General features: G+C 39.5%; 20 protein-coding genes, 1 pseudogene and 1 other annotated feature. Of the genes and pseudogenes, 3 read left to right on the forward strand and 18 right to left on the reverse strand.

Annotation, left to right across the window (positions count from 1 at the left end):
* Positions 1 to 116: 116 nt before the first annotated feature.
* Complete coding sequence (locus FC19_RS02240; protein ID WP_057875372.1) at positions 117 to 1301, forward strand: ArgE/DapE family deacylase; 1185 nt, start codon at positions 117 to 119, stop codon at positions 1299 to 1301.
* A gap of 108 nt (positions 1302 to 1409) precedes the next feature.
* Positions 1410 to 2744, forward strand: a complete 1335-nt coding sequence (locus tag FC19_RS02245) for a dihydrolipoyl dehydrogenase family protein (protein WP_057875373.1) — start codon at positions 1410 to 1412, stop codon at positions 2742 to 2744.
* A 114-nt stretch (positions 2745 to 2858) separates the two neighbouring features.
* Here the strand turns inward: FC19_RS02245 and FC19_RS02250 are convergent, their stop codons facing one another.
* The 12 genes and pseudogenes from FC19_RS02250 to FC19_RS02295 all read right to left on the reverse strand — a co-directional run bounded on the left by FC19_RS02250 (position 2859) and on the right by FC19_RS02295 (position 16048).
* The gene (locus FC19_RS02250; RefSeq protein WP_057875374.1) at positions 2859 to 3737 is read right to left on the reverse strand and encodes a VOC family protein; all 879 of its coding nucleotides are present in this window, start codon (positions 3735 to 3737) and stop codon (positions 2859 to 2861) included.
* A 2-nt stretch (positions 3738 to 3739) separates the two neighbouring features.
* A complete protein-coding gene (locus FC19_RS02255) occupies positions 3740 to 4375 on the reverse strand; it encodes an alpha/beta hydrolase (RefSeq protein WP_057875375.1) in 636 nt (211 codons plus the stop codon).
* Positions 4376 to 4761: 386 nt separating this feature from the next.
* Positions 4762 to 5307 carry a phosphoribosyltransferase family protein gene (locus FC19_RS02260; RefSeq protein ID WP_057875376.1) on the reverse strand — a complete coding sequence of 182 codons (546 nt, stop codon included), beginning with the start codon at positions 5305 to 5307 and terminating at the stop codon, positions 4762 to 4764.
* Positions 5308 to 5310: 3 nt separating this feature from the next.
* On the reverse strand, positions 5311 to 6387 hold the full coding sequence (locus tag FC19_RS02265; RefSeq protein WP_057875377.1) for a hypothetical protein: 1077 nt from the start codon (positions 6385 to 6387) through the stop codon (positions 5311 to 5313).
* Positions 6388 to 6693: 306 nt separating this feature from the next.
* A complete protein-coding gene (locus FC19_RS02270; protein WP_162261177.1) occupies positions 6694 to 8487 on the reverse strand; it encodes an SEC10/PgrA surface exclusion domain-containing protein in 1794 nt (597 codons plus the stop codon).
* Positions 8488 to 8850: 363 nt separating this feature from the next.
* Positions 8851 to 8991 (reverse strand): annotated as a pseudogene (locus FC19_RS11285) (family 1 glycosylhydrolase); the annotation flags it as partial.
* Entirely contained in the window at positions 8982 to 9065 is an 84-nt protein-coding gene (locus tag FC19_RS11990; protein ID WP_420805483.1) for a CAT RNA binding domain-containing protein, read from the reverse strand. The gene FC19_RS11990 and the pseudogene FC19_RS11285, both read right to left, overlap by 10 nt.
* A 170-nt stretch (positions 9066 to 9235) precedes the next feature.
* A complete protein-coding gene (locus FC19_RS02275; protein ID WP_057875379.1) occupies positions 9236 to 9871 on the reverse strand; it encodes a superoxide dismutase in 636 nt (211 codons plus the stop codon).
* A 284-nt stretch (positions 9872 to 10155) separates the two neighbouring features.
* Positions 10156 to 11619 carry a glycoside hydrolase family 1 protein gene (locus FC19_RS02280; RefSeq protein WP_057875380.1) on the reverse strand — a complete coding sequence of 488 codons (1464 nt, stop codon included), beginning with the start codon at positions 11617 to 11619 and terminating at the stop codon, positions 10156 to 10158.
* A gap of 17 nt (positions 11620 to 11636) precedes the next feature.
* Positions 11637 to 13064 (reverse strand): 6-phospho-beta-glucosidase, encoded by a 1428-nt coding sequence (locus FC19_RS02285; protein WP_057875381.1) that lies wholly within the window; start codon positions 13062 to 13064, stop codon positions 11637 to 11639.
* 15 nt (positions 13065 to 13079) lie between these two features.
* On the reverse strand, positions 13080 to 15041 hold the full coding sequence (locus tag FC19_RS02290) for a beta-glucoside-specific PTS transporter subunit IIABC (RefSeq protein ID WP_057875382.1): 1962 nt from the start codon (positions 15039 to 15041) through the stop codon (positions 13080 to 13082).
* Between the two features lie 158 nt (positions 15042 to 15199).
* Complete coding sequence (locus tag FC19_RS02295; RefSeq protein ID WP_057875383.1) at positions 15200 to 16048, reverse strand: BglG family transcription antiterminator; 849 nt, start codon at positions 16046 to 16048, stop codon at positions 15200 to 15202.
* A 280-nt stretch (positions 16049 to 16328) separates the two neighbouring features.
* On the opposite strand from FC19_RS02295, the gene FC19_RS02300 reads away from it, so the two are divergent.
* Positions 16329 to 17090, forward strand: coding sequence for a CPBP family intramembrane glutamic endopeptidase (locus tag FC19_RS02300; protein ID WP_057875384.1), 762 nt, complete (start codon positions 16329 to 16331; stop codon positions 17088 to 17090).
* A gap of 172 nt (positions 17091 to 17262) precedes the next feature.
* Here FC19_RS02300 and FC19_RS02305 read toward each other — a convergent pair whose 3' ends face one another.
* The 6 genes from FC19_RS02305 to ychF form a co-directional block, all read right to left on the reverse strand.
* The gene (locus FC19_RS02305) at positions 17263 to 18072 is read right to left on the reverse strand and encodes a transporter substrate-binding domain-containing protein (protein WP_057875385.1); all 810 of its coding nucleotides are present in this window, start codon (positions 18070 to 18072) and stop codon (positions 17263 to 17265) included.
* 15 nt (positions 18073 to 18087) lie between these two features.
* A complete protein-coding gene (locus FC19_RS02310; RefSeq protein WP_057875386.1) occupies positions 18088 to 18831 on the reverse strand; it encodes an amino acid ABC transporter ATP-binding protein in 744 nt (247 codons plus the stop codon).
* 24 nt (positions 18832 to 18855) lie between these two features.
* Entirely contained in the window at positions 18856 to 19554 is a 699-nt protein-coding gene (locus FC19_RS02315) for an amino acid ABC transporter permease (protein ID WP_057875387.1), read from the reverse strand.
* A gap of 30 nt (positions 19555 to 19584) precedes the next feature.
* Complete coding sequence (locus FC19_RS02320; RefSeq protein WP_057875388.1) at positions 19585 to 20733, reverse strand: trans-sulfuration enzyme family protein; 1149 nt, start codon at positions 20731 to 20733, stop codon at positions 19585 to 19587.
* A 126-nt stretch (positions 20734 to 20859) separates the two neighbouring features.
* Positions 20860 to 21094, reverse strand: a binding site (T-box leader).
* Between the two features lie 110 nt (positions 21095 to 21204).
* Positions 21205 to 21939 carry a DUF1129 domain-containing protein gene (locus FC19_RS02325; protein ID WP_057875389.1) on the reverse strand — a complete coding sequence of 245 codons (735 nt, stop codon included), beginning with the start codon at positions 21937 to 21939 and terminating at the stop codon, positions 21205 to 21207.
* Positions 21940 to 21974: 35 nt separating this feature from the next.
* Positions 21975 to 23075 carry a redox-regulated ATPase YchF gene (ychF, locus tag FC19_RS02330; RefSeq protein WP_057875390.1) on the reverse strand — a complete coding sequence of 367 codons (1101 nt, stop codon included), beginning with the start codon at positions 23073 to 23075 and terminating at the stop codon, positions 21975 to 21977.
* Positions 23076 to 23092 lie beyond the last annotated feature (17 nt).

A 23092-nucleotide genomic window follows, 5' to 3' on the forward strand; every position in this document is an offset into this window, starting at 1 on the left:
TAAAGACTAATATTCAGAATATGGTTTTTTAATCATTTAAAGATGAAAAAATTCACAAAAAGTGTATAATTGCAGAATGAGTGAGAATTGATACTTTTAAAGATGAGGTGCAAATGATGAAGAACCAGAAAAAAATTGAGATCCTCCAAAAAATTATTCAAATTAAGTCCGTTAATGACAATGAAAGTGAAGTCGCTGATTATATAAGTTCACTCTTCTCTAGATTTCCTGAAACTAATATTCAAAAATTTACTTACGCTCCAAACAGAGATAATCTTGTGATAACGATCGGTAAAAATCAGGGACCAATGCTAGGACTAACAGGACACATGGATGTTGTTGCACCTGGAAATCTTGAAGATTGGAAATATGATCCCTTTTCAGCAACTATTGCTGATAATAAGGTTTATGGTCGGGGTGCCACTGATATGAAAAGCGGTTTGGCCGCGCTCGTGGTTGCCCTACTTGAACTCTTAGAACAAAAAACAGAGCTTCCCGGTAAAATTCGTCTTCTAGCAACGGTTGGAGAAGAAACCGGTGAATATGGTGCAGCTCAACTGACAACTAAGGGATTTGCCGATAATCTTGCAGGCTTGCTTGTTGCCGAGCCAACATCGCACATGCAGAATATTGTCTATACCGCGCGCGGTGTAATTGACTATAAGGTAAAATCATACGGCAAAACTGCACATAGTGCTGAACCTCAAGATGGAATCAACGCTATCGACAATCTGATTGTTTTTTATCATCTTGCAATAGAAAGATTGCTCAAATTCAGTAAAACCGATCCCGTTCTTGGTGGTGTGACTCACAGCATCACTAAAATAAAAGGTGGCGAGCAGGTTAACAGTATCCCGTCATATGCAGAGTTGATGGGAAACATCCGCACCATTCCAGCTTATCCTAACCAGTGTTTTTATGATGAATTGGAAGCAATCATTGCTGAATTAAATCAACAACAGGGGTTTAAATTAGCAATTACTTATAGTTTCCCTGAAGAAGCCATTCCTGGTAAACCTGATTCAAGGATTATCAAAATTGCACAGAGAACCCATCAAAATGTTCTCGGATCTGAAGCTAAAATAACCGGAAGTTCCGGTGCAAATGATAGTTCTGAATTCTTACAGGCAAAAGGCAATTTCAACAGTATTGAACTTGGTCCCGGTTCAAACACTTCACACCAAAGTAATGAATATGTTGAAATAAACGATTATTTGAACGCAATTGAATTTTATAAGCAATTCGCATTAGACTTTCTCCAAGACAAACAAATCAGAAAAGAATTTCCTGCAGCCGATTAGGTATCATCTGCCGATACTTTTTTCAATGTAGTGAGCATTTACTTTGTTTGAACAGCCTCCCTGCGCTACTGTTGAATAGAGAGAAAAAACAATAGGAGGCTGGTTATATTGGAAAACAAGTATGATTATGATGTCCTATATCTTGGAAGCGGTCATGGTACCTTTGATGGTGCTATCCCTCTGGCTGGTAAAGGCCTTAAGGTTGCCGTCGTTGAAAGCGGCTTGATTGGCGGCACCTGCCCTAATCGCGGTTGCAATGCGAAAATTACATTAGACGCACCAGTTCCTTTGCAGAGACAAGTTGAAGATCTGCAGGGCATTGTCACTAGTCCAATTACTCTGAATTGGTCTGAAACAGTTAAGCACAAGCATGATGTTATTAGTGGCCTCCCTGCTTTTATTGCAGGGCTGTTAAAAGACAATGGCGTTACTGTTCTCCACGGTCGCGGTAAACTGCTCGATCGGCATACAGTTAGTGTTGGCGGGCAGACCGCAACGGCCGCTAAGATAGTCATCGCAACCGGTCTGCGACCGCATCGCTTAAATATTCCGGGGAGTGAACTTGCGCACGACAGTTCCGAGTTCATGGATTTAAAAGAATTGCCTGCTAAAATCGCGATCATTGGCGCTGGTTATATTAGTTTAGAGTTTGCCACTATTGCCAATGCTTTCGGTTCAGAGGTTATCGTTTTGATGCACGGACAGAAAGCACTGCGCAAATTTCATCAACCATTTGTTGAACATATCATCGCAGATTTAGAAAAACGCGGTGTCCATTTTGTTCGCAGTGCTAATGTAGCATATTTCGAAAAAAAAGAAGCCGAGACAATCGTTCATTATGCCAACGACAGGACTGTCAGTGTCAACTGGGTTCTCGATGCAACCGGACGTATTCCCAATGTCGAAGATCTTGGGCTTAAAGACATTGGTGTTAAATATGACAAAGATGGCATTATCGTTAATGACCATCTCCAAACAACTGTCCCCAATATTTATGCAAGTGGAGATGTCCTTAAAAAATCACAGCCTAAATTGACACCAACAGCTATCTTCGAATCAACGTATCTAATGCATCTTTTTGCTGGTGAAACAAGTAGTGCCATCAGCTACCCTGCGATTCCTTCCGTTGTTTTCACATCTCCACGTATTGCGCGCGTTGGTCTTCCAGTTGAGAAAGCTGCAGAAAATGATGATTATACAGTTGTCAAAAACAATGTTTTGGATAACTGGTATCGACAAGTTACACGTGAAACATTTGGTGAAAATGCTCTTGTCTTCGATAAATCACATCATCTCATTGGTGCGACAGAGGTTAGTGAACATGCCGAAGATGTTATCAACAGCCTGCTTCCAGCCATCGAACTAAAACTAAAACCTGAACAGATTGAACGTTTAATTCACCTCTTTCCAACTATTGGATCAGCTTCTTGGGAACTGCTGTAAAAATTTATAATATAATTCAAAAAGCCACTGAGAAACTTTTCAATTAGTCTCCCTGGTGGCTTTTTTATCTTGCTCATCAAAAATTAGTTTCCTATTAATTCCCTATATCTCCTTCTAAAAATCTTCGATCTCTATCTGGATCTTAATTCCATTTGGATCTTTAATCCATAAACTACCTGCCTCATCTTGTCGATAAACTATACCTTTTATCTTCCAATGGTGCTCTATTCTTACCAGCTCAGCTTTATTTTCGACAAAGAAAGTGTAGTAGTCCAAGCCCAAATCATTTTCACTCATAGCCGGAATATCTCTTCCTGTCCAAATATTAGTCCCAATATGGTGATGGTACTTTCCAGCTGCAAAAAACTTGGCTTGATTCCCATAATTAGTTTTTAAGGATAAGCCCAAAACTTCATTGTAAAAAGTCTGAGTCTCATCTAATTCTGCAACTTTAAGATGAACGTGGCCTACCTTAGTTCCACTTGGAAAGCCGTCCCATCTTTTATCAGCCGCTTCAACTACACCTTGAGCATCCATCTCTTTTGTAATTGCTGGAATTTCACCATCTTCACGGACTCCCCAATAGCTATGTGGCTTATCATGGTATACCTCAATCCCATTACCTTCTAAATCGGTTAAATAAAGTGCCTCGCTGTAGCCATGATCACTTGCACCGATAAGCGGGGCTTTAATCATCAGGTAATGAATTAGAGCATTACCTAAATCTTTCCTACTCGGAAGTAAAAAAGCTATATGATACAATCCTGTCTTTCTCACTGTCGGGAGTGTACCCTCGACTTTATTCAAAATCAGCAATGGAGTCTTATCTCCCTTAGCTGCTAGGATACTCTCTTTTTCGGTCTTAAACAGCAGCTTCAAGCCTACTACATTTTGATAAAAAAGTGTTTGTTTTTCTAGATTAGCTACTTTCAAAGCAACTGTTCCCGTGTGTGTATTTTCCGATAATTTAAATTGCGGTATAACTACTGCCATAATTACCACACCTTTCCTTTTGTCCAATCCCTCAGATCACTGATAGCTTTAGGGTGTACGCCATGTCCGATTAGATATTCTCGATAAGTCACGTCGTAACCATGTTCTTGCATAAACTTAGCAAGATTTTGCCCAATTTGAGGGGCGAATAATGGATCTTTCTTGCCTTGTGAGATAAAGATTGGGGGACGTTTTTCACTGTTATTATCACTGATAGTTTTTTCAATAAAAGTAGGCAAGCGACCACTCAATATTATTCCACCTGACATCCATCTAGGATAAACCACACTTAAACTGGCTGTCAGAATAGCTCCTTGGCTGAACCCGAGTACCAGTTTGGGTTGAGCTTCCAGCCCCTGCTCACCTAATATCGCATTAATCTCACGATAAACAGCAGTAATCACCGGTCCGATCACCTCATCTTCAGTTTGTTGGGAAAAATCAGGATCAAAAAAAGCAAAACCATTTGAAAACAAGATATCCCCTTGAAGATGTAGTTGAATAACAGGGATATCAAAGAATTCAAGCAAAGGTCTTAGGTCATAAAAATTTGATCCCATTCCGTGCATCGTAATCACGACAGGCGTCTTGGATGTCACTTTTGCTTTTGGGTAAAGCAATTCATACTGATACTTCATCTAATCACCTCACCTTTTTCAATAACTAATATCATTATATATTCTTACAATTAGTAAGTATAGTTTTTATTATCGAGCAGTTCCAAAATCAGTATTTTTTGATCCTAAGCACACGAGATGAGCGTTTTTGAATTCAACCATTAGTCGAGAAAACTTTAACTACGCAAGTAAATTTACCTAATAACCATACAAAATAACACAAAGAGGCAGGACCAAAATGTGTGCTTTGGCCCTGTCTCTTCTCAACTTAACTTCTATTTCCCTAACTGACGCGTTCAAAAAAACTTTCCCCGTTCAACAACAACTTAAGGATCTTTAACTTTTGCTATCCTCAATCTTACACTCATTTGCTTTTCAACTGTTCTGCGGTCATATTTCTAAAAAGTTTATGGCTGAAAGAGTGGCAATTCTTCTAAGAACTGGATGTCTTTGCGCTTAGCAGCGGCTCCTTCCGCTAAAATAGCAAAACGGTCAACCACATTTGCTTCTGCTTTGAGTAGCAGCTTCTCAGCTGCCGTAATTGAACCACCGCTACTGATAACATCATCAATAATAACAATCCTTTTTCCCTTCAATAAAGCAGCATCATTACCATCAATCACCAGTTGTTGCTGGGCACTTGTTGTAATCGCGTTAACCGGTACAGTCAAGGGCGAGTTCATATAATCCTTAATGCTTTTGCGTAAAACAACATACCGTGGTTTATTTAAGAAATGGCACATTTCTTGCGCTAACGGAATTCCTTTGCTCTCCATCGTTACCAAATAATCAAATTCGAAATCTATTTTTTTAGCCAACCTCTCGGCCGCATAATGTGTTAATTCAGCATCTCCCAAAAGAACAAATGAAGCAATCGCTAAATCATCATTAAGTTTTATCAGTGGTAACTTCCGCGTTAAGTCACCTATTTTTAGTTCATAATATTTTTCCAACTGTTAAACCCCCAAGCCTAGTAATGGCAAAACAAATTTTAAAGCGGCTCCTGTTACCAAACCAGCAAATGGATCAAAAATCGCCGTTACCACTAGGGTAATTGCAGCAATCGTCATTCCTGAACCAGACATCGCAGCTGCTGCATTTTCAGGAAAAATAACGACAGCGCCTAAAATGAATAGGAAACCGGCAATTGAGGTACTAGGGACATAGCGGCCAATTTTAGGAAGCCAGCCAGCAAATAAAATCACTGCCATAATCAGCATCATCATAATTCCTGCGATTACAGGTTCTGGTGCACTAGCAGTTGCAGAAATAATCGTCTCAACCGGAGCTCCACCAAGCAAACTAGTTCCCATATCCGCGATTGCTTGGGTCGTTGTCAATAAATTCAGATTAACTGGGTTCGGTTTAACACCTGTCATTTGGCCAGTAATCAAACCGTAAGAAATATTAGCACCAATATTCAAGCAAGCTAAACCGAGTGCTCCTCGCAAAATTCGCAAATTGAACTGCGGACGCATAAAATTAAATTTTCGTTCTGTAACATATTCAGGAAGTTCCGCACGATAATGCTCAATTTTCACTGCATAGAGGCTGGAAAAAACTACAGAAATAGTAATTGTCCATACAAGATCCTTAGTTATCAAATATGTTATTGCAGCCAATGCAATCGAAATCCAGCCGATTTTGCGCTGCTTCTTAGTCATCTCAATTGCAATTTTAGCCAGCATCAAGCCGACACCAGCCATCATCCCTGTCATAATATTGTTTCCCAGATATGAAACAATCTTGGTCAAAGTTCCAGTCAGCCCAATGAAAACCATGATCAATGAGCCACCAAAAATAATTGATGTCCGCTCACGGATCGTCTTTCCAAGATTTCCAGTTAAAGCTAATGATTCCGCTTGGAACGAAAGCGGCGCTACAGATCCGTAAAAACCATTAATTGCCGATGCAAAAACAAATGAGAAAGTTGTTGGGAAAACTGCAAATCCTAGTCCCATCGCCATTATTCCTTGTGGTATTCCATTCAAAACAACTCCGAGCGCTGCCATTAAGTCAGCTATAAAATGCATAATAATTTCTCCTTACAGTAAACGTTTTACACTTTTCAGTGTTTTATAGTTCGTATTTATGAATTATTTTATTATAAATAAGACCTTATAGCAATCTTTTTTTGCTATATTATGAACAATAAAAAAGCAGCCGTGGATTTAAGGCTGCTTTTTCACTTGAAAATGTGGATGTATACTGTAAGTCAGTAAAATTTGAGTGCTGACGTGAAACTACGAACACCACGTATTTCTTTGCTATGAATAATTCGAAATTAGACGGAAAATTTTGGTTTACAAACCATATTGATCCGGAGTCAATATGGGGGATCAAAATTTAGTTTTTGACGCCCATCTTTTCTTTCTACTAAAATGTTTAAATCCGCACAATGCAGCTACAGAAAAAAGTATCATTCCTGCTAATGAAACTCGTACATCTTTTTTTGTTCCAAGTTGTGGGAGTGAACCATTCGAGTGTTCTTGAAATTTCGGCTTGAGTGTCGGAACAAATGCTGTATCTGGTGAGAATGAACCACTTTCTTTATCGCAGCATGAAACTTTCAGCCTGCTTGTCACCTTTTTGCCGCCCAAGTCAACTTTTCTAACTAGCTGCCGTCTCTCATTTAATATCACTTCAGCTCGGCTCGATTTTTTTTGTTCTGAGCGTATACTCTCTAGATCTTGTAGACTTGAAAGTTCATTTTGATAATTCAAATACAAAGCTCTCAAGTCTGCCTCGTACAGTGCATTAATTTTATCCAACTCAACCTGGCGCTGATTTTGAAGCAGTATGAGCGCATTCTGGCCTTCATTCTTAATGTTTAAAGTATTTATTTTTGCTGTCTGAACACCTCTATCAGCTTCAATAAGATCAGCTATAGCAGCAGCACGTTTGCCTTCAATAAGTGCCTCCGAAGTTAACCGGATGTCCGGTGCTTGCGTATTTTTTGAATCACTCAACTCGGCTATTTCAAAGACCAACTGATATGGATAAGTCATGTTTTTATTGGCTTGAACACCAAAGCCCATGTATTCTGCATTCTCAAAGTTCAATAAATGCCCGTTATAATGAGCTTCATCCTGCCATATCATCGCCGTGATTGCATTCAGTGTTTCAACTTTTAGCTGCAGTAATGTCGTTTTTTCTGGAATAGAGACTCCGAGATTTTCCCCCACTAGGCTTAAACCATATTTTGAAAAAAACGCTGTTTCTTGACTATTAAAAGTAATGTGTTCAAAATCTTTGTTTTCTTCGTTCCGCAAATTGATTAATTCTAGAGTCGCCTCCTCAACGTTTTGATTATAATGAATTTGATCCATCCCATTGGCTGTACGCCAATTGTTCAATAGTGTTAATGCGTAATCTGCCAGTTCATACTGCTGATTATGGGTTAAAGTTCCATTGATTTTATCCGAAGTATCATTTTCTCCATTGTAGCCATAAAAATCATAATAAGTCGGGGCTGCAGCATTTGTTATTTGTGGTTTGAGTAATTGAACCGGAAGATCAATATCTGTATTGATCACATGTCCTTTTTCATAAGCTTGTGCAGGATCATCTGTTTGTGCAATCGGAACCGCTGCTTTAATCTCTTCTTTTGCCGAACTTTGGACTTTGGTTTGTGCTTGTTCAAGTTTTGTCTGCGCCGTGCTTTGCTTTTGATCATTGTCCTGTTTCTGCTGGTTGGCTTGAGTATCGTATTCGTCATTGATCTTAACTGTCTGTTCGGTCAATGTTTTATCGGCAAGACTTTTATTTGCAGTTGACTCTGTAACCTGCTGTTTTGGGTCTGCAGTCTGCTCAACCCTACTTTCTGTTGCTGGTTCCACCATTTTACTCTGCTGCTCTTCCTTAACTGAAGAATTGCTACTTTGACTTGATTTTTCTGACTGCTGGTATTGTGAAACCGCTGTTTGACTGTCCTTATTTTCTGAAGTCTCACTGCGGTTAGATACCACCTCGCTAGAAGCACTACCATTTTCCTGATCATTCCTAGTTGAAACTGATTTTTCGGTTGTCTGGGCAATATTATCCGCTTTAATCTCATCTCTATGTACTGTACCGAGTGTTAGTGCTGCTAACGTTGCTGCTGTTGCCGTAATGATCTTTTCCCTTTTCTCCATAAAAAACCAACCCCGTATCCCATTTCTTTTTGTTAACAGCATGATTCATGACTTCATGTGCCAAAAAGTATTTTATCTTCTTTTCTATCGCTATTTATCCCTAATAAAATAAACACTAGCATATTGAGGTTTAGCCCACAACGGTGCATTAAAAAGTTCAGTCATTTTGAAAGCGCTCAATACATTGACCCTCAGTACTTTCTCACTAATGCACAAAATTTTTACATTTATTTATTATTCATCAAAAATAAGAGCTGAGGGTAAGTTATGCCTTTCCCCAGCTCTTACTTCTATTCTAAATTCTTTCCATTTGAAGAAATAACCTTCTTATACTAGTAAAAGGAATCCTTTTTAGTTTGCTTCAATGTGTTTCCTTAAGTAGTCAAATTGGTAATTGTCATGCACTTTCCCATCTTCAAGCTTGTCTAAAGCTCCGGACCCATTTTCAACGATAAATAATCGTTTTCGATAGCGATCCCACATCTCATTCAAGGTTATCCGCAACCAACCAATTCTACTTCTTGGTCCCCTTGATTCGCTAAAAGAACATTGTTATTAAAAACCTGTTTGGCCTTCATAGATTCTCCCTAAATAACAGTTAATATAAAAAAACCTGTACACAAACCGCCATACAGACTATCACTAGCCCACACACCAAATTTGCGACAGGTTTTGCCCACTTATGACAGCGGTAACAATCCTTCGACAACTAGAATATTACTACTTTTCAGTATTTTTTGCAAGTGCTTTATTTAACTTTTGATCCGATTCCTGCTAATTCACTATCAAACAATCGACCAGCCTCTTTCCAATTTACAATATGCCAGAATGCCTCAACATATTCCGGTCTGCGATTTTGATATTTCAAATAGTAAGCATGCTCCCATACATCAAGACCTAACACCGGTGTTAAGCCTTCAGAAAGCGGTGAATCTTGGTTTGGCGTCGTAACAATCTTCAAAGCACTATTTTTATCTTTTACAAGCCATGCCCAGCCTGAACCGAAGACACTTAAAGCCGCCTCTGTGAACTGCTGTTTGAATTTTTCAAAGCTGCCGAATCTGCTATCGATTGCTTCCCGCAAGGGACCTTCTAGATTACTGTCAAAATGCGGAGAGAGTAACTTCCAAAAAAGCGAATGATTGGCGTGCCCTCCTCCACTGTTACGCACAGCTTTTTTAATTCCTTCAGGTACCTTGTCTAACTGAGTCATTAATTCCTCGATTGGGAGTTCAGAAAGTTCAGGATGATTTTTCAAAGCCACATTCAAATTAGTAACATAAGTCTGATGATGTTTATCATGATGCAAACGCATCGTCTGTTCATCAATATAGGGTTCTAAAGCACTGTAATCGTACGGCAAGTCAGGAAGTGTATACGCCATGTTATCAGTCTCCTTTCTTTTGTAAGGGCTTTATCTCACTACATTCTAACCTACTGAGCTTCAAAATACCAAGAAAGATGCCTAACTTTCTACCTCTGAATACATATCTGCATTTATTTTCACGCAAACCTTGGATAATTCATAACAACTATCATGATTGAAACTTAACTTGTTTTAAGGCAAGTCGCGCACAGAAAAAGCTGAGGATAAAAAAATTTTCTTTGCCCTCAGCCCTTCTTATACCTTTTTTGTACTTTACTTTTTTCAGAATTAGCTATTCTTTTTTATGCTAAATCTTCACCGTTTGAAGCAATCACTTTCTTGTACCAGTCGAATGAATCCTTCCGCAGACGTTTAAGTGTCCCTTGGCCTTCATCATCTTGATCAACATAGATAAACCCGTATCTTTTGGACATTTCCGATGTCGATGCACTGATAAGATCAATCGGTCCCCACATGGTGTATCCCATCAAGTTGATTCCGTCTCGGATTGCTTCCTTCATCTGTTCAATATGTTTACGTAAATACTCAATCCGATAATTATCATGTATCTTGCCATCCGGCGCAACTTTATCAAGCGCACCCAGGCCGTTTTCAACAACGAACAATGGAACTCGATAACGGTCCCAAAACTCATTCAAAGTGATCCTTAACCCAAGCGGATCGATTTGCCAGCCCCAATCGCTGGCTTCCAGGTAAGGATTCTTACCTCCAAAAGCAAAATTGCCAGTTGCTTTTTCAACTTCATCGTTTGCAGAGGTCACTGTCGACATGTAGTAGCTAAATCCTAAATAGTCTACTTTACCCGCACTAATTATTTGCTGGTCATCTGCTTGCATTTCAAGTGTGATTCCATTCTCAGCAAAATAGCGATTCATATACTCAGGATATTCGCCACGCACTTGAACATCAGTGAAGAACAAATTCAATTGATCCTGCAACTGTGCCGCCCTCACATCAATCGGATTGGGTGTATTTGGATATGTCTGCATTCTTGCCAACATGCAGCCGATCTTCGCTTGAGGATCGATTTGATGGCACTGTTTAACTGCAAGCGCACTTGCAATGAACTCATGGTGCAGAGATTGATAACGTAACTGCATCTTAGCTGGTTCGTCAAGCTCACTATCGAGGGCCCCCGTTCCTGTAAATCCCCATGTTGAAGCATTGATCTCATTAAAGGTCATCCAATACTTAACAACTCCTTGATAACGTTTAAATAAAACCTCTGTATATTTCGTAAAAAGGGCAATTGTTTTCCGACTGGCCCAGCCATTATATTTTAAGGTAATTCCTAAGGGCATCTCATAGTGTGAAATTGTCACAATAGGTTCAATTCCATAGCGTTTGCACTCTGCAAAGACGCTATCATAAAAACGCAGACCGGCCTCATTTGGCTCTGTTTCATCGCCGTTCGGAAAAATACGTGCCCACGCAATTGAAAGCCTAAAAGCCTTGAAGCCCATTTCCGCAAAAAGTTTAATGTCTTCTTTATAATGATGGTAGAAATCAATTCCGCGTCTTTTCGGGTATAATTCGTCTGTTTTGTCATTAACTGCCACCTGTAAACTCTCAGGCGTGACTTCATTCATGGTAAAATTTTGCCGATCCTCAGCCTTCTTAACCACTTCGGCTGTAGTCAATCCTTTACCATCCAGATTCCAGCCTCCTTCAAGCTGATTGGCAGCAGTTGCCCCTCCCCATAAAAAATTATCAGGAAACTTATCAGGAACTTTTTTTGAATACATTTAGACATCTTCCTTTCTTATTTGAATAAAAGCTGACCATTACTTGCAATAACCTTGGTATACCAATTAAAAGAATCTTTTTTATATCTTCTAAGGCTCCCATTTCCATTGTCATCGCGATCAACGTAAATGTAACCATAACGCTTGCTCATTTCACCTGAACCGGCAGAAACAAGATCAATACATCCCCAACTTGTATATCCCCAGCATTCAACTCCATCAGCAATTGCTTCTCCCATTTCTTTGATATTATCCTTTAGATAAGCAATCCGATATTCATCATGAACTGCATGTTCTTCAGTCAGCACATCTTTCTCACCAAGACCATTTTCAACAACAAAAAGCGGTTTTTGGTAACGATCATAGATCTGATTCATCGTGATCCTTAATCCCAAAGCATCTGTCTGCCAGCCCCATGAGCTTGTCTTTAAATAGGGATTTTTTAAGGAGGCAAAAATGTTTCCGGCTGTTTTACTCTTAACCTCAGGATCTGTGCTTGTTAGACGCGACGAGTAATAGCTAAACGAAATGAAGTCAACTGTATGCTCACGCAATATCTTCTTATCATCTGCCGCCATTTCGATCGTCACATCTTTATTTGCAAAAACTCGTTCAGCGTAGCTTGGATAATAACCACGTGCTTGGACATCAATAAAGAAATAGCTTTCGCGGTCTGCTTGCATTGCTGCAAAAACATCTTCTGGCGCACATGTATATGGATATGTTTGACCAGCTGCTAGCATACAACCCACCTTATTTTCAGGATCAATTTCATGTGCTAATTTTGTCACCAAAGCAGATGCAACAAGTTGGTGGTGTGCAGCTTGGTATTTTACCTGTTCAGAGTTTTCAACATTATTTACGTCCATTCCTCCGCCCAAAAAGGGGATGTGCAGGATCATATTAATCTCATTAAAAGTTAGCCAATAATGGACCTTGCCCCGATAGCGTTTCAAAACCGTTTCGCAATAATGGACATAAAGCTTAATTAAGCTTCGATCTGACCACCCATTATACTTATCAAACAACGCTAATGGTGTATCGAAGTGATTCAATGTAACTAGAGGTTCGATCCCATATTTCTGACATTCTGCAAACACATCGTCATAAAACTTTAAACCAGCTTCATTTGGTTCTGCGTCGTCACCATTTGGGAAAATCCGTGGCCAACTCAGTGACATCCTGAAAACACGGTAGCCCATTTCAGCAAGCAGTTTAATGTCTTCTTTATAGTGATGATAAAAGTCGATTGATTCATGGCTGGGATAGTAACTGTACTCTTTTTGCATCGCCTCTTTAGGATGAAAAAGTGCGTATTCCCTGTTTTCTTTAGCTGCCGGTAGAATGTCAACTAATGAGAGCCCTTTTCCAGCAGTATCATACGCGCCTTCGCATTGATTAGCGGCAGTCGCTCCACCCCATAAAAATTTTTCAGGAAAAACCATATTCAAACCTCCAATTTATTTCAGATCAAGTAAGATATCATTTCTTTTAACGCTTTCCCGTTGCGGATCAATAGTATTTACTTCATGGTATTCTTTCGTGTTCGTCACAACGATTGGCGTTGTTAATTTGAATCCAGCCTGTTTTATTAAGCCAATATCAAATCTAAGCAGTTTTTGTCCTGCAGCTACCTTATCTCCTTGCTTGACCAGTAATTCAAAACCTTTACCATCAAGCTCGACTGTGTCCATTCCAATATGCATCAATAATTCAGCCCCTGTATCCAGTTTAAGCCCCACGGCATGACCCGTTGGGAAGGCAAGTGTCACTGTTCCAGCAGCAGGTGCAATCAAAATTCCCTCATCAGGCTCGATTGCTATGCCCTTACCCATTGCACCGGAAGAAAATACTTCATCGTCTATACTGCTAAGCGAGATTATTTTACCGGAAAGTGGACTGTTTATCTTAGTTGCGGGTTGATATTTCGGTTTTTGTACGACATTTGTTGTTTCTTCCGTTACAGGCGCAGAAGGCGCAGCGGCTGCCGCTACAGTTGCAGGTTCAATATTATCAACGACCTTTTTCCCGAACAAAAGCTGTAGTCCTAATCCTAAAACAGTTGCGACTGCCATTGCAATGATTAGCCCGTAAACGGAACTATCGATTCCTGTTTTGCTTCCGATGGCTGTAGGAATGCTAAATATTCCCATTCCTCCCATCATATACATTTTTGAGCCTGCCAAGCCGATAATTCCGCCACCGATTGCAGCTGCGATACAACTCAGCACAAATGAACGTTTCCGCGGCAAAGTAAGCCCGTAAATAGCCGGCTCAGTTACTCCAAAAATTGCCGAGATAAATGCCGGAATAGCAATACTGCGTGTTTTCTGATTTTTAGTTTGCATAATCATTCCCAAGACAACACCTGTTTGTGCAAAGGATGCCGCCAAAGAGAGGACAAGAATAGGATCATAGCCTTTTGAAGCCAAATTGGCCATCGCAACAGCAACGAAGCCCCAATGAATCCCAAACATAACAAAGACCTGCCAAAGGGCTCCCATCACAAGGCCGGCTACGAGCGGGCTAAAGTCATAAATCCCAACGAAAACAGTTGAAATAGCATCACTTAACCATGTTGCAATTGGTCCGATCACCAAGAAGGTCAAGGGAACAGCAACAAGCAAAGTTACAAATGGAACCAAGAAAGTCTTAACAACATCTGGGATGACCTTTCGTGCCCATTTTTGAACATGCGAAGCAAACCAAACTGCTAAGATGATCGGTATAACAGATGACGTATAACTCATCATGATTATGGGAAGTTTTAAAAAGGTTGCATGAATATCAGATTGGAAAAAAGTACCGCTAAATATCGTGTATAAAACATTCTTACTGCTATTCAGTGCTACAATATCCGGATAGCACAAAGCAGCTCCAATTGCCATTCCAACAAATTGATCTACTTTGAACTTCTTGGCTGCTGTCACACCTAAAACAATTGGTAAGAAATAAAAGAAACCATCACCAATTGCGTATAATACTTTATATGTTCCTGAATTGGTGCTTAGCCATCCAAGTGAAGTAAACATAGCTGCAAATCCCTTGATCATCCCAGCAGCACACAAAGGTCCTAAGATCGGATTAAAGATTCCTGAAACCAGATCAATAAATTTGTCTAAAACATTTAATTTTTCAGTCTCCTCATAATCGTCAGGAACAGAGCCCCCGTCAGCGAAACCACCAACTTGAAGCAAGTCATCATACACATCGGCAACGTGATTGCCGATCACCACCTGATATTGCCCTCCTGACTTAACAACAGTGATGATACCATCGTTGTTTTTTAACATATCATCTTTAGCAATGCTCTCATCTTTAAGTTTAAAACGCAGCCTTGTTGTGCAGTGAACGACACTTTTAACATTGTCCTTGCCGCCAACACCATCAATTATCAAGCGGCTTAATTCTTCATATTTCATAACATTTTCCTCCTTATTTGTTTCCTCTAGTTAAAACAAAAACCCAAATGTCCTTGCTTAAGTTGCATAGCAGAAAATTTATTCCTGCTCCGATCACTTAAGTAAAGATATTTGGGTTAATGCCAGTTTCCTGTAACACACCTAAAGAATCCTTTTTTCTATTCAATTTTTTGTCGATGAGTGACTCGCCAGATGTGAAGTGTCATGTAAACTTTTCCATCGGGGCCTAATTTCCAGCCTGCTTTTTCCTGTAAAAAAGCATCAATGCGTTCAACTGTTGCGAATGCCAGTGGATACTTAATCCGCATCAGTTCAAGCAACGATGGATCCAGCTCTTCCCCACTATCTTGAGATTTACTGAGTTGTTGGACCATCATCGCTCTAAGATGTGTAATAAAACGGTTGTAATTAAACGATTCCGTATCTAACGTTAGATGATATTGATACTGAACGATTTCAACTATTCCTGCAATTAAGCGTGAAATTTTAATCGTTTCCTGCAGTTTGGAGCCATCCGACTCTGCATTGACAAAATGATACGTCAGGAAAACAACCTCACTATCTGGGAAAGTCATATTTGTCCTTTTCCTTACTAATTCAACTGCCTTTTGTGCAACCGTAAATTCACGTGCGAATAATTTGCGTACCTCCCACCTGACTGTCCCATTATCGATTTCAATTCCATCACGAGCACGTTTCAATGAAAAATCGATATGATCAGCCAGTGTAAAGTATTGATAATCATTATAAGTGATTCCCAGCAATGGCTCGATTAACTTAACTACCTCAGTTGTAAGCTGCAAAGCTTGCGGCTTAATATCCTTGAATTCTTCAATCTCTGGAGAATTTTTATCTGCCGCGACAAATTTATGCTCCACCAATGTTTCATCAATTTCTTCACCTTGCTTTTTGCCAAAACCGACCCCTTTCCCAACAACAACCCATTCGACCCCTTCTCTATCACTAACCAGTGCAGCATTGTTGTTAAAGTTTCTGATATAATTCATAGTCACCGCCCCTATAAAGTGATAAAAAAAACCTACGCACAGCCTAGCAATCGAAATCTATGCTAAACAAGTACTGTAGGTTTATGCCTGATCGAATCAGTAACACACGCTATCTTCAAAGATTATACTAACAGTAAATGAAAACGGTGTCAATGATTATTTTGAATATTTTAAAACAAAAAATAACATACATCAAGCTTATTTTAAATAAAATTATTATTGCCAAACTTTTTTGTTAGAGTATTATGTTACTTGGACGACAATCGAGGAGGAAAATTATTTGATAAATATAAAAAAAGAGTCTTTTTATTTAATGTTATTACTTATAATAGATTTTTTGCTGGAATTTAGCGTAATTCATAAGATACGAATAGCATTAAATCTTTCAGGAATTTCAGGATTATTCTTTTATAAGGTTTGTTCATTCATTATTTTACTTTGCCTTAATTATTTGCTCACAAAGCAGTCAGTTTTTTTTAAATTTACACCATCAGCCAATATAATTAAGGCTTTGGCAATAATCCCAGTAATTTTTCTAATCTTTTTTTTGGCAGGTTCAAAAAGGCTACCTGAGGCTCTGATCGTGGGTACTGTAGCAGCTGTTCCAGAAGAGTATCTTTTCAGGGGGATTTTACTTGGCAAAATGTTGAAATTATTTTCATTTAAATCAAAGGATAAAAACATGAGTATCCTATTCTCAATACTAATATCTAGTTTGCTTTTTAGTCTTATTCACCTAACTAATCTATCTGACCAGTCCTTAATAAGTACTATCTGTCAAATGATTCAGGTTTTTGGGATGGGCATATTATTAGCAGTAGTATACATAAAAAGCGGGAGCATAGTGTTTCCAATGTCGATCCATTTCTTCATTGATTCACTTTCAACTCTTTTCTGGGGATATTCTAATTCTTCTCCTGGAACAACAAGTTATTCGATAGTTTCAGCGATTATGTGGATGTTCATATATATTGGCATTTCAGTAATTGTAATGTCAAATGACTATGATAATAAATTACTGCAGCATTACAGAACTATTTAACACAAACTAACCTTTATAATTCCCACTATGACCTGTAAATCAACAAGTTCAATTTTATATAACCCAGCTCATGAATAATCGCAGCAGTACACAAAAAGGCTTTAATCCAATACCTGAAATGTATCGGACTAAAGCCTTATATTTTGTTATTCTAAAATTATTTTTGTGTTGGCTACTCTGTAATATTCGCCCCAAAATATTTATTAGACAACTTCTTCAACGTCCCATCTGCTCGTAAAGCCTTCAAAGCCTTGTTCGTTTCAGAACGTAACTTGGTAGATTTCTTGTTGAACAGGCCAACGATCTTAGCCGGATCTTTTTCAGATGAAAGGTCATGATACGTTAAACCATCAGTTGAATTGCTCTTTTTGTATGAATACCATGCTTCCCGAGCGTTGATTGTAGCATCCACACGTTTTTGTCTGACCAATGACAGACTAGTTGCAAAGTCACCCGATGGAACAATTGTAGCTCCATTTTGTTTTGCGACAAGTTCATTATTGGTTCCAGTTCCTTCAGCCAGCTTTTTCCCCTTAATATCATTAAGTTTCTTGATACTGTCACCTTGACGGGTGATTAACGCGTAGCGCGAATAGATGTAGGGCTTAGAAAAAATATAGTTTTTAGCACGTGCAGGTGTAGCAGTAATGTTGTTCAGAACAACATCATACTTATTACTACCTAGTCCTGCAACTAATCCATCCCATTTAGTTGGAACAAATTTGGCTTTCAGTCCCATTTTTTTTGCTAGCTTGTTCCCAAGTTCAACCTCGAATCCTGTTAACTTGCCATCTTTGCGGTAAGAATATGGTGAATAAGTACCTTCTAGTCCAATCGTCAAAGTTCCTTTTTGATTAAGTTCAGATTTGTAGCTATCGTTTGAAGTTGACTTACCGCTTGATGAGCAAGCAGCCAAAATAACTCCTGCTGTCAAAATATTAGCAACTATAAATGTTTTCTTTAACAATTTATTTAACTTCATTTTTCTCCACCCTTTTTAAATATTTGCAAATGTCATTGCCGAGATAAAGTCAGCAATCCGCTTATTTTCTGTTTTAAAGAAGTCTTCGTTCGATCCATCAAACAGAATGTGCCCATCTTCGACAAAAATAATTTTGTCAGCAACTTCGCGGGCAAATGCCATGTTATGCGTCACAATAATCATTGAACGTTTTTCTGTTGAAATTTGTTTCAAAACCTTAAGGACTTCCAACTCAAGTTCTGGATCAAGTGCGCTTGTCGGTTCATCCAATAAAATATACTTTGGCTGCATTGCCAACGAACGTGCGATCGCCACACGCTGTGCCTGCCCACCAGACAACTGATTAGGGTAGACATCTGCTTTGTCAGCTAAGCCAACTTTTTTCAGCAAGGCATGTGCATCTTTTTCTACCTCCGCCTTAGGTCGGCGCAACACCTGGATCGGTCCTTCCATGATGTTCTTCAAAACTGTTAAATGCGGAAAAAGGTTGTAACCTTGAAACACCATCTCTGTCCGTTTCCTAATATTCAACGTATCCTTGACCGAAATTCCCTTAGCAAAATCAAAAACATCATCATCGAAAAAATATCTGCCGGATTCCGGTCTTTCCAAAAGATTGAGCGACCGAAGAAGTGTTGATTTTCCTGACCCCGATGGTCCTAGGATAACAGTTGTTTGATGTTCGGGAAAGGTGGTCGTAATATCAACTAGGGCGTGATGCTCGCCGAAGCTCTTGTTAAGTTTTTCCAATTTAAGCATAACTGTACTAATCTCCTTCTGATCTTAATCAGCATTCGTGACGTAACGCGAGGTCACTTTCTCAAGATATCCCTGCAGCCAAGACAGCAACGAGCAGGCAACTGCATATAAAGCAGCCACCAAACAGTACATAACTAATGGTTGATAATTCTCCGCCGCAATTTGTTGACTGACTTCAAACATTTCCACAATTGTAATCGAAGCTGCCAATGAAGTATCCTTGACTAGGCCAATGAAGCTATTGGCTAACGGTGGCAGTGAAACACGCACAGCTTGGGGTAAAATAATTCGTGAAAGTGCCTGCGATCTAGTCATTCCAATCGAATAAGCAGCTTCCCACTGACCCTTAGGAATTGAAAGAATCGAAGCTCTGATTGTTTCTGAACAATAGGCCCCTGTATTCAATGAAAATGTTATAATTCCAGCCACAAGTGGAGTTAATTTAATCCCATCCGGTGCAATAAACGTCAGCTTAAGGTATGGCAACCCAAAATAGACAATAAATAATTGCACTAACAATGGTGTACTTCGGAAAAGCCACACATAAAATCTAAAAATTGCTTTGAGTATCCTAAATGGTCCCTTCTTGCTCGACAACCTGATCAAAGCCGTTATCAATGCAAGTATTAATCCAAGCAGAAACGAAACGATCGAAATCGGGATCGTATATTTCAGACCCGCAACGACCAATTGAGGTGTTGCGTTGACAATAATATCCCACATAATCTTAACCTGACACATCCTTCAATTATATTATTTTTGGAACGAATCCAATGCCTGCGCAAGATCAGCGACCAAATCTTCCGCATCTTCAATACCAACAGATAGACGAATCAGCTGTGTGCTTATCCCACATTCTTGCAAATCAGCTGCTGATAGTTCAGCGTGAGACATCTTATACGGCAATTCTACCAGACTTTCGACTGCACCTAAACTCACAGCTAACTGAAATAAGTTCAAATGTTCCACAAAGGCTTTTGAATCTATAGAATCAACCAACTCGAAACTAATAATTCCGCCAAAACCGCGACATTCTTTTCGAGCAATTTCATTGTCTGTAGATCCTTCTATCCCTGGATAATAGACCTTGGCTATTTCCGGTCTTTCGGTCAAAAAGTCAACAAGTTTAGCGGCATTCGCCAAATGCCGATCCATCCTCACTCCCAGTGTCTGTATCCCGCGTCGAATCAGATTAGAATCTTCAGGTGACAAAACTCCTCCAAGTGCATTTTGAGAAAAATAAATTTTATCTGCCAATTCAGAATTTTTAACAACCACTAGCCCTGCGATAACATCTGAATGTCCACCTAAATATTTAGTTGCTGAATGGATAACAATATCAGCCCCTAATTTCAATGGTTGCTGTAAATAAGGTGTTAAAAAAGTATTGTCGACAATCGTCAACAAATGATGCCGCTGTGCGATCTCTGACATTGCTTTAACGCTTGTAACTCGCAACAGCGGGTTAGTGAAAGTCTCAAAATAGATTGCCTTAGTATTGGGCCTAACAGCCGCTTCAACTGCAGTTGCATCCTGCGTATCAACTGTTGTGAATTCAAGTTGCCACCTCTTGAAATACTGATTGACCAGCCTGAAAGTCCCGCCATATATCTTATCACCGATAATGATGTGATCTCCCGGCGCAAAGATTGCCAGAGCTGCATGAATCGCGGCTAATCCTGAAGAAAAAGCAAAACCACGTTTTCCTCCTTCAAGTAGTGCTATTTGATCTTCTAAGAAGGCCCGTGTCGGATTCCCTGAACGGGCATAATCCCATTTAACCTTTGCATCAGCACTTTGATAAACATACGTCGATGAATTATAGATCGGAACATTGACTGCTCCAGTATTGTTGTCATTACAACATTTTCCATGAACTAAATTTGTGTCAAAGTTTGTCATTTTTAATTCTCCCTCTCTGTATAACACTATTCAATCAAGCCCATTAAAAATATGCTTGCCTTTTATGCTTATGTCCCAAGTAATCTCTCTATCTTCTTCTAAAACAAAAAAATCCCCCCACTTCTTTTTAGAAGTGAGAGGACCCACGGTACCATTCTAATTATGCAAAAATGCATAGCTAATCTACTATCACATACAATAGTGTCCCAAAATAACGGAGGGCACCCCGTCTGCTGCTCCAGCAAAGCCTCGCAACAACCAATCACAGGTCATTTTCACAATTCCGTCTACCAGTTGCTCGCACCACACGCAACCTCTCTTAGATATACGGAAAAGCTACTTTCCTGATCAATTTGTTTATCAAATCATAATACAGATACTTATTTTAACCTAATTCTAATAAATGTCAACCCTATTTTTTTATCCAGCTTTTTTCGCACAAAATAAGGATTCATTAGAAGCAACATCTGCTTAAAACATCGATCCGATAAGACCGTATTTCTTTTTCAGAAGATAACGCACACCAAATGCAATAACAGCCAATACAGCATAAACAATTGGCTCAAATGTACGGTTCAAAACTCCTGGTACTGCCATGACCAGAGTATATGCTGTGATCCAGATAACAACTAATGCACCCGAGAGCAGCAATGTTTTCCAGAACGGAATACGTTTTTTACGATCACGCCGATAGCCTGCTACCTTATAGAAGTAAGCCATTCCTAAACCTGCAATCACGGACGTCACAATCAATGTTAAAATTCCGCCATTAACTTCTGCTTGTTTTTTTGAAAAGGCCCCTAACGCCGCGTACATAATACAAAACATCATAAACATAATTAAGCCGTTATCAAGCGCAACACTCCAATATGAAGGCTCTTTAGCTTTCTTCTTCGGCCCAGCAATGATTGCTTCGGTACGTTCGCTGATCGTTCCGTACAGTTTGCTGGCAGTAACACCCTGCCGTTGTTTATCACGCAACTCAGCTACCATTTCATCAACAGCCTGTTTCCGTTTCTCAGCGGGAATGCCTTTCTCTTCAAGCATTCGATTTAGGCGAAACATGTAATCCTCATTCCGTTTCGTCAATCCTTCAAAAGTACTTGTGGGAACGACTTCGTTTTTTTTCGTTTGGAGCTTTTCAGCTTGTTTTTTGGCTACTTCCTGATTGCGTTGCTTATTATTTTGTTTGTTCTCTTCCGTCACAAGTAATCTCCACCTTTATCTCTTGCATCTCATAATTATACATTGAATCTAAACTCAATAATGTCGCCATCTTGTACAAGATATTCCTTACCTTCAGAGCGCAGACGTCCAGCCTCACGAACGGCTGCCATACTGCCATATTTATCTAAATCTTCAAATGAGATCGTTTCGGCACGAATAAAGCCACGTTCAAAATCTGAATGAATAATTCCGGCAACTTGTGGAGCCTTCATCCCACGCTTGAAAGTCCAAGCACGTGTTTCCTTGCCACCTGCAGTGAAGAAAGTAGCAAGTCCAAGCAATTTATAAGAAGCCTTGATCAAACGGTCGAGCCCAGATTCTTCGACACCTTCAGCTTCCAGAAATTCCTGCTTATCGGCGTCGTCGAGTTCAGCAATTTCTTCCTCAGTTTTGGCACTAACTGCGATGGTTTCAGAGCCTTCTTCTTCAGCAAACTTTTTAATTTGCTGAACATATTTATTTGCTTCAGGATCTGCCATGTCATCTTCAGCAATATTAGCAACATAGAGGACCGGTTTGGATGTTAACAAGAACAGCCCTTTGACAATTTTTTGCTCTTCTTCGTCAAATGTCAGCGAACGAACAGGCTTACCAGCTTCCAGAACAGGTTTGATACGTTTTAAAATCTCAAATTCCGCAACAGCTTCCTTGTCCTTTGTACGTGCGACCTTTTCAACACGTGTATAGCGTTTATTAACACTTTCCAGATCTGCCAATGTTAGCTCTAGATTAATTGTATCGATATCGTCCAACGGGTCAATTTTATTGCTGACGTGTGTGATGTTATCATCATCAAAGGCACGAACAACATGAACAATTGCATCGACTTGTCGAATATTTTCAAGAAATTTGTTGCCTAAGCCCTCGCCTTTACTTGCTCCCTTAACGATTCCCGCAATATCAGTAAATTCAAAAGTTGTATGGATGATCTTCTTGGCTGGGATCAGTTCATCAATTCTAGGCAGACGCTTGTCTGGAACTTCTACCATCCCAACATTTGGGTCAATTGTAGCAAAAGGATAGTTGGCCATCTCAGCTCCGGCCTTTGTGATTGCGTTAAATAAAGTCGATTTGCCTACATTAGGCAAGCCGACGATTCCTGCAGTTAATGACATAGTTATTCTTCACTCTT

It is taken from the genome of Liquorilactobacillus aquaticus DSM 21051 (assembly GCF_001436755.1).
GTDB classification, from domain to species: domain Bacteria; phylum Bacillota; class Bacilli; order Lactobacillales; family Lactobacillaceae; genus Liquorilactobacillus; species Liquorilactobacillus aquaticus.